At 54.6% G+C, this 16,479-nt stretch carries 16 protein-coding genes; 7 read left to right on the top strand and 9 right to left on the bottom strand.

Features of this window, described 5'->3' with window-relative positions:
- The first annotated feature begins 115 nt into the window (after positions 1 to 115).
- Together AWM79_RS01130 and bfr are read left to right on the top strand one after the other, a co-directional pair.
- Entirely contained in the window at positions 116 to 1,564 is a 1,449-nt protein-coding gene (locus AWM79_RS01130) for a catalase (RefSeq protein ID WP_060781949.1), read from the top strand.
- 156 nt (positions 1,565 to 1,720) lie between these two features.
- On the top strand, positions 1,721 to 2,185 hold the full coding sequence (gene bfr / locus AWM79_RS01135; RefSeq protein WP_060781950.1) for a bacterioferritin: 465 nt from the start codon (positions 1,721 to 1,723) through the stop codon (positions 2,183 to 2,185).
- A 62-nt stretch (positions 2,186 to 2,247) separates the two neighbouring features.
- Here the strand turns inward: bfr and uvrA are convergent, their stop codons facing one another.
- The gene (gene uvrA / locus AWM79_RS01140; protein ID WP_060781951.1) at positions 2,248 to 5,082 is read right to left on the bottom strand and encodes an excinuclease ABC subunit UvrA; all 2,835 of its coding nucleotides are present in this window, start codon (positions 5,080 to 5,082) and stop codon (positions 2,248 to 2,250) included.
- A gap of 190 nt (positions 5,083 to 5,272) precedes the next feature.
- Between uvrA and AWM79_RS01145 the strand changes: the two genes are divergently transcribed.
- Complete coding sequence (locus AWM79_RS01145) at positions 5,273 to 6,670, top strand: MFS transporter (RefSeq protein WP_017129891.1); 1,398 nt, start codon at positions 5,273 to 5,275, stop codon at positions 6,668 to 6,670.
- Positions 6,671 to 6,679: 9 nt separating this feature from the next.
- Positions 6,680 to 7,207: a single-stranded DNA-binding protein gene (locus tag AWM79_RS01150; RefSeq protein ID WP_017129892.1), complete on the top strand. Its 528-nt coding sequence runs from the start codon at positions 6,680 to 6,682 to the stop codon at positions 7,205 to 7,207.
- A 112-nt stretch (positions 7,208 to 7,319) separates the two neighbouring features.
- Here AWM79_RS01150 and AWM79_RS01155 read toward each other — a convergent pair whose 3' ends face one another.
- On the bottom strand, positions 7,320 to 7,595 hold the full coding sequence (locus tag AWM79_RS01155) for a DUF3077 domain-containing protein (protein WP_060781952.1): 276 nt from the start codon (positions 7,593 to 7,595) through the stop codon (positions 7,320 to 7,322).
- A gap of 240 nt (positions 7,596 to 7,835) precedes the next feature.
- Positions 7,836 to 8,324: an Hcp family type VI secretion system effector gene (locus tag AWM79_RS01160; RefSeq protein WP_060781953.1), complete on the bottom strand. Its 489-nt coding sequence runs from the start codon at positions 8,322 to 8,324 to the stop codon at positions 7,836 to 7,838.
- Positions 8,325 to 8,515: 191 nt separating this feature from the next.
- On the opposite strand from AWM79_RS01160, the gene AWM79_RS01165 reads away from it, so the two are divergent.
- Both AWM79_RS01165 and AWM79_RS01170 read left to right on the top strand, forming a co-directional pair.
- A complete protein-coding gene (locus AWM79_RS01165) occupies positions 8,516 to 9,430 on the top strand; it encodes an Ssp4 family T6SS effector (RefSeq protein WP_060781954.1) in 915 nt (304 codons plus the stop codon).
- A complete protein-coding gene (locus tag AWM79_RS01170; RefSeq protein ID WP_017129897.1) occupies positions 9,427 to 9,882 on the top strand; it encodes a hypothetical protein in 456 nt (151 codons plus the stop codon). Before AWM79_RS01165 ends, AWM79_RS01170 begins: the two co-directional genes overlap by 4 nt.
- 173 nt (positions 9,883 to 10,055) lie before the next feature.
- Here the strand turns inward: AWM79_RS01170 and AWM79_RS24780 are convergent, their stop codons facing one another.
- The 5 genes from AWM79_RS24780 to AWM79_RS01190 form a co-directional block, all read right to left on the bottom strand.
- Entirely contained in the window at positions 10,056 to 11,177 is a 1,122-nt protein-coding gene (locus AWM79_RS24780; protein ID WP_143063252.1) for a M29 family metallopeptidase, read from the bottom strand.
- 81 nt (positions 11,178 to 11,258) lie between these two features.
- Entirely contained in the window at positions 11,259 to 11,453 is a 195-nt protein-coding gene (locus AWM79_RS01175; protein WP_017129900.1) for a hypothetical protein, read from the bottom strand.
- Between the two features lie 336 nt (positions 11,454 to 11,789).
- Complete coding sequence (locus tag AWM79_RS01180; protein WP_017129901.1) at positions 11,790 to 12,185, bottom strand: cupin domain-containing protein; 396 nt, start codon at positions 12,183 to 12,185, stop codon at positions 11,790 to 11,792.
- Positions 12,186 to 12,268: 83 nt separating this feature from the next.
- Positions 12,269 to 13,333, bottom strand: a complete 1,065-nt coding sequence (gene dmpG, locus AWM79_RS01185; RefSeq protein ID WP_086009287.1) for a 4-hydroxy-2-oxovalerate aldolase — start codon at positions 13,331 to 13,333, stop codon at positions 12,269 to 12,271.
- A complete protein-coding gene (locus tag AWM79_RS01190; protein ID WP_017129903.1) occupies positions 13,317 to 14,195 on the bottom strand; it encodes an acetaldehyde dehydrogenase (acetylating) in 879 nt (292 codons plus the stop codon). Before AWM79_RS01190 ends, dmpG begins: the two co-directional genes overlap by 17 nt.
- Before the next feature lie 398 nt (positions 14,196 to 14,593).
- Between AWM79_RS01190 and AWM79_RS01195 the strand changes: the two genes are divergently transcribed.
- Complete coding sequence (locus AWM79_RS01195; RefSeq protein WP_017129904.1) at positions 14,594 to 15,463, top strand: helix-turn-helix transcriptional regulator; 870 nt, start codon at positions 14,594 to 14,596, stop codon at positions 15,461 to 15,463.
- A gap of 94 nt (positions 15,464 to 15,557) precedes the next feature.
- Here AWM79_RS01195 and AWM79_RS01200 read toward each other — a convergent pair whose 3' ends face one another.
- The gene (locus tag AWM79_RS01200) at positions 15,558 to 16,421 is read right to left on the bottom strand and encodes a hypothetical protein (protein WP_060781955.1); all 864 of its coding nucleotides are present in this window, start codon (positions 16,419 to 16,421) and stop codon (positions 15,558 to 15,560) included.
- Positions 16,422 to 16,479 lie beyond the last annotated feature (58 nt).

Here is a 16,479-nt window from a genome sequence, read left to right on the forward strand (position 1 = left end):
GTTTTCGACTATTTGTTTATATTGTTTAATGAATTTGTAGCTGTCATGTTCTTGGTCAATACTCCCTCCCAGCCGATTAGCCGGCAGTACCAAAACCGAGAGAGGAAGGATGAGCATGAGCCAGAACAAAACGCTTACTACCGCCAGCGGTGTCCCCGTTACTGATAACCAAAACTCCCGTTCCGCAGGGCCGCGCGGCCCGCTACTACTCGACGATTTTCACCTGCTCGAGAAGCTCGCCCATTTCAATCGCGAAAACATCCCGGAACGTCGCGTACATGCCAAAGGTTCGGGCGCCTACGGGACTTTCACCGTCTCGAAGGACATTACCCAATACACCAGCGCCAAGTTGTTCGAATTCGTGGGTAAGCAGACCCCGACGTTCCTGCGTTTCTCCACCGTGGGCGGTGAGCGGGGTTCGGCGGATACCGAGCGCGACCCACGTGGTTTCGCCCTGAAGTTCTACACCGAAGAAGGTAACTGGGACATCGTTGGCAACAACACGCCAGTGTTCTTCATTCGCGATCCGCTGAAGTTTCCAGACTTTATTCACACCCAGAAACGTCTGCCACAAAGCAACCTGAAGAGCGCGCAGGCAGTGTGGGACTTTTGGTCGCACTCACCCGAGGCGTTGCACCAGATCACCATCTTGTTCTCCGATCGCGGGATCCCGGACGGTTACCGTTATATGCACGGCTTCGGTAGCCACACCTACAGCTTGATCAGCGCCAAGGGTGAGCGTCACTGGGTGAAATGGCATTACAAGACAAAGCAGGGTATCAAGAACCTGACGCCGGCCGATGCCGCACGCCTTGCGGGTACGGACCCCGACTACGCGCAGCGCGATCTGTTCAGCGCTATCGAACGCGGTGAGTTCCCGAAGTGGGGCGTATACATTCAACTCATGACCGAGGCCCAGGCAGCAGCGCATTATGAGAACCCGTTCGACGTGACCAAGACCTGGTCGCAGAAAGAGTTCCCATTGATCGAGGTCGGTGAGCTGGAATTGAATCGCAATCCGCTGAACTACTTTGCCGAAGTCGAACAGGCGGCATTCGCCCCAAGCAATATGGTGCCAGGTGTCGGCTTGTCTCCGGACCGCATGCTGCAAGGTCGCGTATTTGCCTATGCTGATGCCCATCGCTACCGTATTGGCACCAATCACCAATACCTGCCGGTGAACGCGCCGCTGAGCCCGGTCAACAGCTACCAGCGTGACGGTTCCATGGCCCTTGGCAGCAACGGTGGCGCCGCACCGAACTATGAGCCCAACAGTTACGCCGATGCGCCGAAACAAGCCCCTCGCTACGCTGAGCCGGCCTTGGCTCTGAGCGGTGCGGCGGATCGTTACAATCATCGCGAGGATAACGACTACTTCAGTCATGCCGGTGCGCTGTTCCGGCTGATGAATGAGGAGCAGAGAACCGTGCTGATCAACAACATTGCCGGCGCCATGGCAGGCGTTTCCGATGATGTGGTGCAGCGTCAGTTGCAGCACTTCTTCAAAGCCGACCCGGCTTATGGGGAACGCATCACAAAGGCGTTGGGCGTAGTGCTTAAGTAAGTCTAAACGAGAAGCAGAGCCGCCCGCATTTGGGCGGCTTTTCGCTTCTGTTCGACGATTTTTCTCTATTATTTTTCATTTTCCTGCTGCTTTTGCAGTGACCTTCCGGTCGGCTTGGTTCAAACTACAACCTTTCAAGCAGGGAGATGTGGGGCGATGCAAGGTCACCCGGACGTAATCGATTACCTCAACACGTTGCTGACAGGTGAACTGGCGGCCCGTGATCAATATTTCATTCATTCGCGGATGTATGAGGACTGGGGCTTGAGCAAGCTCTACGAGCGCATCAATCACGAAATGGAAGAAGAGGCGCAACACGCCGATGCCTTGATCCGTCGAATTCTGATGCTTGAAGGCACACCACGCATGCGCCCTGACGAACTCGATACTGGTACCACGGTGCCTGAGATGCTTGCCAGTGATTTGCGCCTTGAACACAAGGTACGTGCCGCTCTGTGCAAGGGCATCAAGCTCTGCGAGCAGCACAAGGACTATGTGACTCGTGAGATCCTGCGTGTGCAGTTGGCCGACACCGAAGAAGATCACACCTACTGGTTGGAGAAACAATTGGGTCTGATCCAGTCCATTGGTCTGGAAAACTATCTGCAATCGCAGTTCTGATGCCGACCAACAAAAAGCCCCACTGACCTATCAGGTTCGTGGGGCTTTTTGTTAGTCGCGGTTTACGCCCGGTCGCGAAGCAACAACGGTTTGAGATAGTGGCCGGTGTATGACTGCGGCATTTGCGCTACCTGCTCCGGAGTCCCCACCGCGATGATCTGGCCACCTTTTGAGCCGCCTTCGGGACCCAGGTCCACCAGCCAATCGGCGGTCTTGATCACATCCAGGTTGTGCTCGATTACCACCACGGTATTGCCATGGTCGCGCAGGCGGTGAAGTACATCTAGGAGTTGCTGGATATCCGCGAAGTGCAGGCCGGTGGTCGGCTCGTCGAGGATATACAGCGTCTTGCCGGTGTCGCGCTTGGACAGCTCGCGTGACAGCTTGACCCGCTGTGCCTCGCCGCCGGATAAGGTCGTCGCCGACTGGCCCAGCTTGATGTACGACAGGCCGACGTCCTTCAGCGTCTGCAGCTTGCGCGACAGGGCCGGCACCGCGTCGAAGAACTCCCGTGCCTCCTCGATGGTCATCTCCAGCACCTCGTGGATGCTCTTACCCTTGTACTTGATTTCCAGGGTTTCGCGGTTGTAGCGCTTGCTCTTGCAGACATCGCATGGGACGTAGATGTCCGGCAGGAAGTGCATCTCTACCTTGATCAGACCATCGCCCTGGCAGGCTTCACAGCGCCCGCCCTTGACATTGAACGAAAAGCGCCCCGGCCCATAGCCTCGGGAGCGGGATTCCGGTACCCCGGCGAACAACTCGCGAATAGGTGTGAACAGGCCGGTATAGGTCGCGGGGTTCGAACGCGGGGTGCGCCCGATGGGGCTTTGATCGATATCCACCACCTTGTCCAGGTGCTGCAGGCCGTTGATGCTGTCGTGAGCCGCGGCTTCCAGTGTCGTCGCACCATTGAGGGCGGTGGCACTGAGGGGAAACAGGGTGTTGTTGATCAGCGTCGACTTGCCCGAGCCGGACACACCAGTCACGCAGGTCAGCAGGCCGATCGGAATCTCCAGGTCGACATTGCGCAGGTTATTGCCGCGGGCGCCCTTGACGGTCAGCGACAGCTTTTTGTTGCGTGGCGTGCGTTTGGCTGGGATCGCGATCTTCATCCGGCCCGACAGGTACTTGCCTGTCAGGGAATCAGGATGTGCCATGACTTCGGCTGCCGTGCCCTGGGCGACGATATGTCCGCCATGGACACCGGCGCCCGGGCCGATATCCACCACGTAATCAGCCAGACGAATGGCGTCCTCATCGTGTTCGACGACGATCACCGTGTTGCCGATATCACGCAGGTGCTTCAGGGTGCCCAGCAGGCGGTCGTTGTCGCGCTGATGGAGGCCGATGGACGGCTCGTCGAGGATGTACATCACCCCGACCAGGCCGGCGCCGATCTGGCTGGCCAGACGAATGCGCTGGGCTTCGCCGCCGGACAGGGTGTCGGCGCTGCGGTCGAGGGTCAAGTAATCGAGGCCGACGTTGACCAGGAATTGCAGGCGCTCGCGAATTTCCTTAAGGATCTTCTCGGCAATTTCCCCGCGCCGTCCGGTCAGTTTAAGCGTGCCGAAGTAGTCGGTGGCATCGCCGATCGGCAAGTTGGTCACGGCGGGCAGGGTCTTCTCCCCGACCCACACATGCCGGGCCTCGCGACGCAGGCGAGTGCCGCGGCAATCCGGGCACGGCTGGGTGCTGAGGAGCTTGGCCAGCTCCTCGCGCACGGTGGCCGATTCGGTTTCACGGTAGCGCCGCTCCAGGTTTGGCACGATGCCTTCGAACGGGTGCGAACGCTTGACGATGTCGCCTCGGTCGTTAAGGTACTTGAAGTCGACGTTCTGGCTGCCGCTGCCTTGCAGCAGCAGCTTTTGCTGGTCCGCCGGCAACGTGTTGAATGGCACCTCCAGGCCGAAGCCGTAGTGGGACGCCAGCGACCCGAGCATCTGGAAGTAATAGACATTGCGCCGGTCCCAGCCGCGTATCGCGCCTTCGGCCAGGGTCAGTTCGCCATTGACCAGGCGTTTGATGTCGAAGAACTGCTTTACCCCCAGGCCATCACACGTCGGGCAGGCCCCGGCCGGGTTGTTGAAGGAGAACAGCTTGGGTTCCAGCTCGCTGATGGCGTGGCCGCAGATCGGGCAGGCGAAGCGCGCGGAGAAAATCATTTCCTCGCCCGGCTCGTCGTCCATCGGTGCCACCAGCGCGATGCCGTCCGCCAGTTTCAGCGCGGTTTCGAAGGATTCGGCCAGGCGTTGTTGCAGATCGCCGCGAACTTTGAAGCGGTCCACCACCACATCGATGGAGTGCTTCTTCTGTTTGTCGAGCTTGGGCACTTCATCCAGCTCGCAGAGCCGGCCATTGACCCGCGCCCGGACAAAGCCCTGGGCTCGCAATTCCTCGAACACCGACAGGTGTTCGCCCTTGCGTTCGCGGACCACGGGTGCCAACAGCATCAGCTTGGCGCCTTCGGGCTGAGCCAGGACCAGATCGACCATCTGGCTGACGGTCTGCGCCTCCAGCGGGATATCGTGGTCCGGACAGCGCGGCATACCCACGCGGGCATACAGCAGACGCAGGTAGTCGTAGATCTCGGTGATGGTACCGACCGTCGAACGTGGGTTGTGCGAGGTCGATTTCTGCTCGATGGAAATGGCCGGCGAGAGGCCTTCGATGGTATCGACGTCGGGCTTTTCCATCATCGACAGAAATTGTCGGGCGTAGGCCGACAGCGATTCTACGTAGCGGCGCTGGCCTTCGGCATACAAGGTATCGAATGCCAGGGAAGACTTGCCGGACCCGGATAGACCGGTAATCACGATCAGTTTGTCCCGGGGCAGGGTCAGGTCGATATTTTTCAAGTTGTGGGTTCGAGCCCCACGAATCAGGATCTTGTCCAAGGTTGCCTCGCGCGGCAGGCGGTAAACGCAGGAGTATAAGGCTAAATACTGGATGGATGCACACTGTCGCCGCACAGTATTACAGACTTGCATGACAAGATGCCGAACGAGTTCACGACAAAGCGTCGTCCTATACCCCCTCAAACGATGGGACTGATAGAATCGCTGCCGGTTCACACGAGGTTTTTCCATGCACGATCCCCACAGCGAACGCATGAGTGGCGGCGAGACCCGCGCGGCAAGTGGTCTGGCCCTGGTGTTCGCGTTTCGCATGCTCGGTATGTTCATGGTCTTGCCGGTCCTGGCTACTTACGGGATGGATCTGGCCGGAGCGACACCGGCACTGATCGGCTTGGCCATCGGCGCCTATGGGTTGACCCAGGCATTGTTCCAGATTCCGTTCGGGATCATTTCCGACCGTATCGGCCGACGCCCGGTGATCTATCTGGGACTGATCGTGTTTGCCCTCGGCAGCGTGTTGGCGGCCAACGCCGACTCGATCTGGGGGGTGATCGCCGGTCGGGTCCTGCAAGGTGCCGGAGCGATTTCCGCAGCGGTCATGGCCTTGCTCTCGGACCTCACCCGCGAACAGCACCGGACCAAGGCCATGGCCATGATTGGCATGACCATCGGTCTGTCGTTTGCCGTGGCGATGGTCGTCGGCCCCTTGCTGACCCGTGTCTTCGGCCTGTCGGGGCTGTTCCTGGCGACCGGCGGGATGGCGCTGGTGGGTATCCTGATCGTCGCCTTCATGGTGCCCAAGTCCACCGGACCGTTGCAGCATCGCGAGTCCGGGGTGGCGCGCCAGGCGTTGATCCCGACGCTCAAGCACCCGGACCTGCTGCGCCTGGACCTGGGGATCTTCGTATTGCACGCGATGCTGATGTCGAGCTTCGTCGCTTTGCCGCTGGCGTTGGTTGAAAAGGCCGGCCTGCCCAAAGAGCAACACTGGTGGGTGTACCTGACCGCCTTACTGATTTCTTTCTTCGCCATGATCCCCTTCATCATCTACGGCGAGAAGAAACGCAAAATGAAACGAGTTTTACTCGGCGCCGTGACGACTTTGATGGTCACTGAGCTATTCTTCTGGGAGTTCGGCGACAGTTTACGGGCCCTGGTAATCGGTACGGTGGTGTTCTTCATCGCCTTCAACCTGCTGGAAGCTTCGCTGCCGTCGCTGATCAGCAAGGTTTCACCGGCTGGCGGCAAGGGCACGGCGATGGGGGTGTACTCCACCAGCCAGTTCCTTGGCTCGGCACTCGGCGGTATTCTGGGTGGCTGGATGTTCCAGCATGGCGGCTTGTCGGCAGTATTCCTTGGGTGTGCCGCTCTGGCTGCCCTCTGGCTGGCCTTTGCTGTTACCATGCGCGAACCTCCCTATGTGACGAGCCTGCGTTTGCCGTTATCGCCCGAGGCGATCCGCGAAGCCGGTCTGGTCGAGCGCTTGTTGGCCGTCGTAGGGGTAACAGATGCAGTGGTGGTGGTCGAAGAGGCCGCCATTTACATCAAATTAGACACCGAATTGTTGGATCGCACGACCCTTGAGCGCCTGGTCAATGAGCCAGTGGCGCAAACGTGCGAAGCCTAGGAGAATGTTATGGCCCGTGGGGTTAACAAAGTCATATTGGTCGGCACTTGCGGCCAGGATCCCGAAGTTCGCTACCTGCCCAACGGTAACGCCGTGACCAACCTGAGTCTGGCGACCAGCGAACAATGGACCGACAAGCAGACCGGTCAGAAAGTCGAAAAAACCGAATGGCACCGCGTATCGATGTTCGGTAAGGTCGCCGAGATTGCCGGTGAGTACCTGCGCAAGGGTTCGCAGGTCTACATCGAAGGCAAGCTGCAAACCCGCGAGTGGGAAAAAGACGGCATCAAACGCTACACCACCGAGATTATCGTCGACATGCAGGGCACCATGCAGCTGCTGGGCGGCCGTCCGCAACAGGGCGACCAACAAGGTGGTGGCAGCTACGATCAGTCCGCGCCACGCCAGCAAGCCCCTCGCCAACAGGCGCCGCGCCCGCAGCAGTCGGCCCCACAGCAATCGCGTCCGGCTCCCCAGCAGACCGCACCGCAGCCGGCTCCGGATTTCGACAGCTTTGATGATGATATTCCGTTCTAGGACGATTCTTTCGTCGCTTGAAAGCAGATAAACCTGCAGATGATCTCTGCGGGTTTGTTGTTTATGGAGTCGATATTTCTGTGTCCTGCAACGGGGGCCGCAATGAGAGGCGTTATGGGTCGGGAGTCAGAAAGCGCTGAGAAATATCGTCAACAATAGCTTTGCTCATCTCACACAGGTAATGCGAAGCCCATGCCTGTCTCTTGGCTTCCGGCTCCATCGCCGCATCCGGTGCAAGATGTTTTGCGCAGTACAGCAGGTTGGGTGCCTGCTCAAGCGCCTGTACCAATGGCACGCCAGCATTGACCCGAAACAGCGGTAGATCATCTGCGCCGCAACCACCAAAGGTAACGATCTCAAGGGTTTTGACCTCAGTGTGATCAGTCATAGCGCATCCCGCTCGCGTACTCACAAGTGGCATTTTTATGAGACGTATTGAACGCTGAGGTAGGGGAGGTATTGAACGTATGCATGATTGGCTCCCGTATCTGGATGATAGCTGCCACGTTCGTTACCAAGCGAATGGGTGGCAGCTGTGCGCAGGTTGGTAACCGGAGATACAGGGGCCGAGGCTCTCCAACGCACAGCCGTCATTGCACGAAAACGGCCTGTTTCTGGAAAAAGAGCTTCAGATTTTCACATTCTCACGAATATTCCAACCGTACTTGATGATTCCGCCGTCCTTGCCGCCGTCGGCGTTTTGGGGTTGGTAGCTAACCTCGACTCTGGCGAAGTTGAGAGAGATGACCTCGTGCAAAATATCATCTGCTGGTTCGCCTTCGGTAGAGTAACTCGACACCATCACTTCCTTGAGCTTGAGGACTACATACTCCAGCGGGTTGCTGCCGCTCGCCTTGCGTACCGAGAGAGTAGCTTCGGGGTAGTGCTTGCCCGACGAGCAGGCGGCCATCAGGTTGGGCGAGGATCTATCCATGAACTTGCCGATGCTTAGGTTGCCTATGCTGACTTTACCGGCACCGCCGCCACTGCCGGTGTGCATGGTGCCGGACTGACTCATGGTCCAGCGTAGGGTGTTTATATCGATTTCATCCTTGTGCTGCTGGTCTCGGGACTCACCCTTGATATCCCCCAGTTTTAAAAACATATCGCTTGTCATATAACTTACCTATCGTTGATATCCGCCGAAAGTGGCGCCGGAATGAACTTTGTTATCAACGAGGTGGTAGCGACAAGATGTTGAGACTTGAGCGGGATCTATCTCACTTATATTGCCGATGTGTCCTACATTTTATCTTGGGTTGGCTGCCTATGCTCCTACTTTTCTGAGGATGTCAGGGAGTGGTTGCAATGATTTCCGAGTTATTGAAGAGCGGCGTGCCCAGTGCTCACCGCAATACCCGCCAGCGGGTAGAGAGTCAGATGAATGTGCGGCGCCTGTTTCAGGTCATTGATGCCGACCCAACGATAGTCGGTGCTGGTGTGGTGTATATCGAAAGTGATTTTTCCGTGGTGACGCTGCGTGATTTTCAGCCGATTTGCAGTATTGCGCCGAAGAAGATCGTTTTGCGTGAGGCTCCACGATACGTTGCTCCGATTGAGTTTATGCGGGAGTTGCAGGCACAACCTCGGGAATCGCGCTTGGTAATGGAGGCCGTGAATACGGCGTTGGCTTGTACGGGAGCGGTGATTGGTTGGATAGTGGTTTCTAGCGGAACTGTAGCGATACCTTTCACTGCGGGTGCCAGCTCGCTAGTGGCTGCAGTTGGCTATGCCGCCGCAGCGGCTAGTAGCGTGCAGTGCTTGGTTGGAGGGCGCCGCATACGCAATGAAATCAACGATCCCCAAAGGAATGATTGGCTGGATAGCAACGATTGGTATCGATATACCATGATCGCTTTGGATGCCGTGTCGCTTGCTGGTGTCGGTACGGCGTCGTTGGCCACCGTCAGATTGATGGGCGTGACTAAGGCTGCTACCGGTAAAAGCACGCAGGAAGTGCTCAGGGGGCTTTCTCGCCAAGAGCGTGCGAAGCTGACGAGAGAGCTGTTAAGCCTCCAGCATCCAGGATTGACATCAAAAATGATCAAGCTCAAGCAGTTGTCTGGTGAGTTCTCCAAGCGGTTTACACCGACGCAAATTCAACGTGCAACGATTACTCAGATAGTCGATGCAGTTGGCGCATCTGTCAGTTTGACGGGTAGTGCACTTTCAGGAAATGTGAAGTCCGTTGCGATTGGGTTGTACGAGGAGTTCGAATCATGATTGTTTTGATGGATTTTCGTCGATTTCTGGTTTTTTATTTTCCTGTGTTTATTGGCGTTTTTTTGGCGGCTATTGCATCTGTTTTATTTTCCATCTCCTTGATAACGGATAACTTTTATCAAGAGGACACTGGTGTATACATATTACTAATAGAAAGCCTGTTTGCATTGATCATCGTACACAGCCATTTCATGGTCTTGCGCGGGAGGCCTCAATGGGTTTGGGGTATCGTCGGTGTGCTGGTGATCTGCCTGTTGAGTCCACTGTCAGCAGCCCACTATATGGCTGATCAACTCACCTGGTTTCTCGCGGTGTTGTTTCCGCTGCTGGGCCTGTTTGTACTCAACAGCAAGCGTCATAGAAAAATGCGCTGCAAGATGGCTCAAGTCCGACGCCATCGTGAGGTCGTGATCAAAGCCCTGAAAGGCCGTCAAAAATTTAGCCCCCACTGAGAGAGTCATTGTCCTACTGCATTTCCTCTTCCTGGTCCCCGAGCAGCCTCTGCGTAATCTCCTCGATGTAGCCAAAAACTTCTTTCTGAACCGAATATTTATACTGCTTGCGGCGATGTTTCGAGAGTGTGCCATGTTGCGTCAGGCACATCAGAGAAATCATCACATGACTATCAAAGCGTTTTACAGCTTACGTGACTCTTAGAGTTGGTTCCGCAGCAGCTCCGGGTGCCGGATTCTGATACGGGAAATACGTCCTGGCTTCTAAAATGATGTTCGTCAACAACGGAAAGAAGTTCAAAGTTTTGCAGGTTGATTGCTAAACCGTTTTCGCAATTTATTGTTCCGTCTGCGCAGATAAGATCCAGGTGATGCCCGCAATTATATGATACGTTTGCTTCCTGATTATGCTGTCCAAATCCAATATGGACGCCGCAGCGCCGCTCATCCAAATGACTGTTTGTTCCGGTTGGGTAAAGAGCGCCAGGGTTCGTCCCTATGCCCAGTTCTCCAACATTTCTAGCTAAGTTTTCCTCGAAATACTCGTTCAGAAACAATTGAGTGTCGAGGTTTTCGCAATACCAGCTCTTAGCTACCGAATTTTCAATGATTATTTTAACCGGAGTTGTATTTAAATTGGTTGGAAACTCAATCGGGCTGTTAACGTGTAGAGCATAGTTTGCGATCAAAACCCCGTTGACGTTTGCTGGGTAAGTTGCAATCTCTCCCGCTGGAAGGATTACGATTTTCTCATCATCGATTAATCCACTATTGCAAATCCAGTCAAATTTTGTGTTATCCAGAGTGACCTCCAATCTCGTTCCTGACTCTGTTTGTATTGATATATTTTTTTCTTTTACTAAGTGTGAAAGTAGAGTCAGGTTTTTCTTGTGCAAGAGGCTGGCCGGTGAGTATGGTACGGATTCAAAAAAGAAGTGATTTCCTCCCATGATTTGTATACATACATTATTTGAAGTGGCGAAATCATCAAGTGAGCGCCTTATAGTCGTTGTGTGCGAAAGTGTGCTTTCTTCCAGCGTAATAACAACATATTTACCGCCGAAGGACGGAGGTTTCGCTTGGCTTTGTTTTAATCGCACCGGAAAATCATGATCTATGATTTCCTTGAAAGGGACTTGTGTGTTAGTTATTTTACGCTCGTCGAGGGCAACGGAAAGCCATGCAGCGCTTTCGGTACAATGGCTAGAAAATGCGATGGTTACACTATCATTTTTATCAAGTGAAAGGTCCCTGTCAATAAAGGTTTGAATGCCGCTCCATGTTTTTTCGTTCATAGGTATGTATTCCTTACACGGGCCCCCCCCCCTCGCTGTGGCAAGCATAAGGGGAGGCTAACATGCGGTGGCGATATTGAGTCAGTTTTTATTGTAGTAACCGGCTACTCTCCAGGAAGTAACATCATCCCCTCCGCCAACGCCACTAAAAATATCATCGTCTGCCTTCAATTCTTTCCCCTTAAGCTCGTCCAGGCGTTTTTTCAGTAGCTCTACATGCGCGTGCGTCAGGGTGTAAGAAGTTTGACTTTTATCATCGGAATTATTGTTGCCCATGATTTCACCTCATTATGTGGTTATGTGGTTTTACAATCGAAGCAAGACGTACAAGTACACACTTAAACGTTTTCTCGCCCACGAAGACTAGAAGAGCATTTTCACTCGTCAATGTAGGCGTAGCTACCGCTCGTCGATTACACTCCTGTTCTTGCCGATAAGGATTGGTCTATGAAATGTAGCTGGCGACGGAGACATGTTTTTTTATAAGCTGTCTATCGATAGTTGCCTATTGAAACTTAGATCTCTGGTGGAAAATTCCCGCGTAGCGGATCATTAAGCGGATACATCCGTAAAGGGATAGACCGTCGTCGGGACCATCCCCTCATCAACAAGTCAAGGCTCCGTTTGCGTTCGACCCGAGAAGTAATCGTTACCGCTCGCCGTCAACCAGTCCTCACGCAGCGGTGTGAACACGTCCAGATCGATGGCATCTTCCAGACAAAGGGCGCTATGAGGAATATTGGCCGGTATATGCAATACTTCTCCGGCAGCAACAATTACTTCGTTCTCCATATTCACCCCGTAACGAAATAAAACTTTACCGGAAAGAATATAGGTGAACTGTTCGTTGGGATGGCTGTGTAAACCGACAAATGCATCTTTCTTTAAAAAGAGCTTAGCCATCATCAACTGATCGCCGGAAACGATCTGGCGTTCGATGTGCTCATTCAGAACTTCCCTCGGTACGTCGCTCCAACTGCCGAAGCCGTGCTCATTCAATCCAGACATAACAACCTCGCAGGTTTCTTACTCAACGCGTGCTTTTTTTTCGCGCACATTAGCGATGCTCACTCAGGAGCGGAATTTCAGGATCACCCCAGCGCCTCGCTGGCTTTGGTCATCTTGTTGAAACTGTCCTCGGTCGCCAGGCGACTGGCTTCCTCGACGATGACATCTTCCTGACCTGCCACCAGCTTCCTGTCAGCCAATCGCTTGTAGAGTTCGAATTCATTGACTCCAAATTTCCTGGCAGCACGTTGAACGTGTGGCACATAACCGGAGAACAGCCCATATAAGCCACTGGCAATGTTTGAAATCTGTATGTGCGGTGTCGCTGGTTGCAAGCACTTCCCAGCGTCCTCCACCAGTTCGGCTATGCGTTCAAACGAAGTGGCAACCGCGACGCCGCTACGCTGCAGAATGGCCACCAGGGGTTCCAGTTGTGTATTGCCCGCCCCTGCGCCGAACCCTTGGATGCATCCGTCCACAATCGATGCCCCCTCTTCCACGGCCACCAAGGTGTTAGCTACCGCGACACTCAGATTGTTATGCCCATGAAAACCCACTTGAATGTTCAAGTGCTCGGTCAGCAGGCGAACCCTTTCACGGACCATATTCGGGCTGGAGTAGCCGGCGCTGTCCATCATGATCACGGCATCGGCACCGTATCGCTCCATCAATTGTGCCTGCTCGAGTAGTTTCTCAGGGCTCGCCATATGTGCCATCATCAACACACCGTAGGCTGTTTTACCCGCCGTCCTGGTTTGTTCTATGAACCGTGCGGTGATGTTGGCCTCCGTGCAATGGCTGGCAACACGCACTACATCCACGCCAATCTCGAGTGCCATGGCGATATCCGCGGACTTACCCAGGCCGGGAATAAAGTGCACCCCCAATAAGCTGCGCACCAGTTGGGCCCGTGCAGCTTCAAGCATTTCCCGGTCCGACGCCGCCGAGTGCCCCAACAGGCTGGATGAGCCGCCCAGCCCGTTTCCGTGGCCCACTTCCACAATGTCGATGCAGGCTTTTTCGGCGGCAGCGGCATAACCAGAGACTTGATTCACCGTCAGTTGATGGCGTATCGCATGGTTCCCATCTCTTAAAGTGGAATCACTGATAATGACCAATGCGCCGGGCTTTTTATCTAATGGATGCATATTTATGCTCTGCGACAGCAATGGCCGCACAATTGATGATGTCAAGATTGCCTGCATAACTTGGCAAGTAATCGCCACTGCCATGTACTGTCAGGCTGAGCGTGATATATCCGTTATTTTCAATCGGTTGCAGAACCAGTTGATAACCTGGGACATAAGACTGGATTTTTTTGACCATGTCCTCCAACTTTTGCTCAACCACTCTGAAGTCTTTGTAAGTGGCACGTGCATACAAGGTGGTCTGCATGCAAATTCCTGGGTCGGCGGGATTGATATTCAGGATGGCTTTGGTGTGCTGAGCTCCACTGAATTTCGCCAGCGCATATTCAGTGGTTACCAGATATTCATTTATATTTTCACGGGTAGCGATACCAGCACTGCGCGATGAAATGGTGGAAACCACTTCTAGATATTCGATTGCTTCTACGGCTTGGGCCAATGCGTATGCCAGAGGGATACTGGCTTGTCCGCCACAGGTTATCAGGTTTACATTTTGGGTGTTTTCGATGCCTTGCAAATTAATCGATGGAACACATAGCGTGCCCAGCTTGGCCGGGGTTAAATCAATAGCAAAGATGCCATTTTCTTTGAAGAAATCGTTATTCGATACATGTGCTTTGGCGGATGTGGCGTCAAAAACCATATCGAAATGCCGAGTGTTCTCTTTGAGGAAATCAATGCCGTCACTTGAGGTCTCTACGCCAGCATTCTTCGCAACCCTAAGTCCTTCGCTATATTGATTGCGCCCTACTATAAATGCTAGTTGTAGATTCCTGGAGGCCAAGACTTTAAACGTCAGGTCGACACCGATGCTCCCCGATCCGAGTATCGCTACTCTGGCCTGATGTGAGTTCGCGCTCATACTTTATCCGCCGGAAATACCATTTTTCGTCTCCTTGAGTGCTTGGCATGTGCGGCATGCACGTTATTGCCTGACAAAGCTGATAACCGGCCATCATTTTTGTTGCTTGGTATCGATCCAACGATCAAGTCTTCACTTCAGGTCGAGCCTTTACTCAAGCTACCTGACATTCACGCAAAGCGTATTGTACGTTTGTGCGAAATTTCACCTGTCTGATAATTATGAATTTAAAATAAACTATCAATTTTACTAGGGCGTATTCGGTGCTTTTTGAGGCGATGCACAGGCTTTCAGTAACGGGTTGTTTCCCCCGTTGGTGGAGTGCTAGATTCCGCTATCGGCGTTTTTCAATAGTTTAAAAGGATGTTGTTTCTATCGAGATGGCCCAAGGAGGAACAATGTATTCGTTCGCCCATCATAAAGACACAGTGTGCCGAATCACGTGTACCGGCAAAATCGAACGCATTGAAGGATTCTTGTCTACGAATGGTACCAGCCCTCACCGTCATGACACTTACTCGATAGGCCGGACGCTATCGGGGGTTCACAACATTGCGTATCGAGGCGCTATTCGTCACAGCCTTCCGGGCAGCACCTTTGTACTGCATCCCGACGAAGACCACTCCGGCGCCGCCGCTAATGAAGCTGGAGTGATTTATCAGGCTCTTCAAATAGAGCCTGCATTGATCCAACGGGTATTGGGCGGTAAACCACTTCCCTTCGTGCCGGACGGTATTTCCACGGATCCTCGCTTGTTTAGCGCCACCAAAACGCTCTTGCATGCGGTTGATTATCCGCAGGATCCGCTGCAAGAGGACGATGCGCTCTTTGACTTGGCAATGGCTTTGAGTGATGCGCATGGCTTTCCTGCCTCGACACACTCGTATGATTACATCGCGGCGGAACGTGCGAGGGAGTTTATCCACGACGCTATCGATCGCTCCATCACCATTGAAGCGTTGGCTGACAGTGTCGGCCGCGATCGGTGGGCACTGTCGCGAGACTTCAGGGCGCTATTCGGAACCAGCCCCCATCGATATTTGACGATGCGCCGGTTGGATCTGGTTAAAAACAGTCTGGCCAATGGGGAGTCGTTAACAGAAGCGGCCACCAATGCTGGGTTCTTCGACCAGAGTCATATGACCCGTCATTTCACTAAAACCTTCGGCCTGTCACCCTCCCGGTGGTTGAAGTTCCGCGGGGGCTGGACGCCGCAATGGCCATTATCAATGGAGAGGGTTGCCGATAGCTCGGCATTTGGGTCGTAGTGGCCCGCGTTGAGCGCCTTGGCCACGGGCTCTTGAGCTAACCAACTGATCGTGCAGGCCACTAGCAGTTTCGGTGGTTGCACGAATGAGATCTCTATAGCTCAGTGCCATACCCCGGCGGCGGCTCATGTCGGGTTGGCGTTTTCTCCTCGTGGTAGTGCGGCTTGCCGAGCTCGGAGGTCATCAATTCGGGGTTGGCCAGAATGGTTTCGGTTGCCAGGCAATCCTCGCCCTCGTTGAACCGGCAGGCCAGCGCCGAGTTGCGGTTGCCGTGCATATCGACGATCTTCAGTCGCTTCTCGCTGTCCGGCGCTCGCTCGTGCGGTGCCTTGGGAAAGGTCTTGGGCGCGAGCACCAGAGCCTCGCCGGGCTTGACCCACAGGTCCGCCAGGGAAATCTCGCTTACGTAGGGCCGCCAGCGTGCCACGCTGATCACCAGCGGCAGCCGGCTGTAGCGAGCAAAGAACACGTGGGCGAAGTCGTGGTACTCCAGGTCGGTCGGGTTGTAGGTCAGTAGCTCGCGCTGGCGTGCCGGCCCGAGGTAGGGCGATTGGTGACCGGCCCACTTGCCGTAGGTGTACTGTGCCAGGATCAGCCTGTCGTATTCGAAGCGAATGCATTCGCCGCTCTTGAGCAGGGTCATGCCGAAGGCTTGAGCGGTTTCCTCGGTCGCCCACAGCGGCTCGTAGTACACCTCTTTGGCGTGGAAATCGAACTCCTTGATTTCATAGGAACCGGATGCCGTCGGCACCTCGCGGGTTTTCCAACGGATGTCAGTGTATTTTTCCCCCCTTTGCAGTTCGGGCCGGTCGGGCGCTGGCGCGATTCGTCGACCTCGAGCCTCGCGGCTGGGGATCGCCAGGCCCTGGTCGTTGTACAGGAACGGGAACGTGCGGGTGTCGAGCGGCGACTCAGCGCCATCTTCGATAAAGGGAATGCTGTTGAAAAATTGCAACATGGAAAGACCGCTCATGTCGGGGCCTGCAAAGGAGGCCGGTTGTGCAAACGGTCGGTCC

It is taken from the genome of Pseudomonas agarici (genome assembly GCF_001543125.1).
GTDB lineage: Bacteria > Pseudomonadota > Gammaproteobacteria > Pseudomonadales > Pseudomonadaceae > Aquipseudomonas > Aquipseudomonas agarici.

Coding starts and splice junctions, on each gene's coding strand:
- AWM79_RS01145 (WP_017129891.1), top strand. CDS start 5,273: ATGCACGATCCCCACAGCGAACGCATGAGTGGCGGCGAGACCCGCGCG.
- AWM79_RS01200 (WP_060781955.1), bottom strand. CDS start 16,421: ATGTTGCAATTTTTCAACAGCATTCCCTTTATCGAAGATGGCGCTGAG.
- AWM79_RS24780 (WP_143063252.1), bottom strand. CDS start 11,177: ATGAACGAAAAAACATGGAGCGGCATTCAAACCTTTATTGACAGGGAC.
- AWM79_RS01155 (WP_060781952.1), bottom strand. CDS start 7,595: ATGACTGATCACACTGAGGTCAAAACCCTTGAGATCGTTACCTTTGGT.
- dmpG (WP_086009287.1), bottom strand. CDS start 13,333: ATGCATCCATTAGATAAAAAGCCCGGCGCATTGGTCATTATCAGTGAT.
- AWM79_RS01165 (WP_060781954.1), top strand. CDS start 8,516: ATGATTTCCGAGTTATTGAAGAGCGGCGTGCCCAGTGCTCACCGCAAT.
- AWM79_RS01190 (WP_017129903.1), bottom strand. CDS start 14,195: ATGAGCGCGAACTCACATCAGGCCAGAGTAGCGATACTCGGATCGGGG.
- AWM79_RS01170 (WP_017129897.1), top strand. CDS start 9,427: ATGATTGTTTTGATGGATTTTCGTCGATTTCTGGTTTTTTATTTTCCT.
- AWM79_RS01180 (WP_017129901.1), bottom strand. CDS start 12,185: ATGTCTGGATTGAATGAGCACGGCTTCGGCAGTTGGAGCGACGTACCG.
- AWM79_RS01175 (WP_017129900.1), bottom strand. CDS start 11,453: ATGGGCAACAATAATTCCGATGATAAAAGTCAAACTTCTTACACCCTG.
- AWM79_RS01160 (WP_060781953.1), bottom strand. CDS start 8,324: ATGACAAGCGATATGTTTTTAAAACTGGGGGATATCAAGGGTGAGTCC.
- bfr (WP_060781950.1), top strand. CDS start 1,721: ATGCAAGGTCACCCGGACGTAATCGATTACCTCAACACGTTGCTGACA.
- AWM79_RS01195 (WP_017129904.1), top strand. CDS start 14,594: ATGTATTCGTTCGCCCATCATAAAGACACAGTGTGCCGAATCACGTGT.
- AWM79_RS01130 (WP_060781949.1), top strand. CDS start 116: ATGAGCCAGAACAAAACGCTTACTACCGCCAGCGGTGTCCCCGTTACT.
- AWM79_RS01150 (WP_017129892.1), top strand. CDS start 6,680: ATGGCCCGTGGGGTTAACAAAGTCATATTGGTCGGCACTTGCGGCCAG.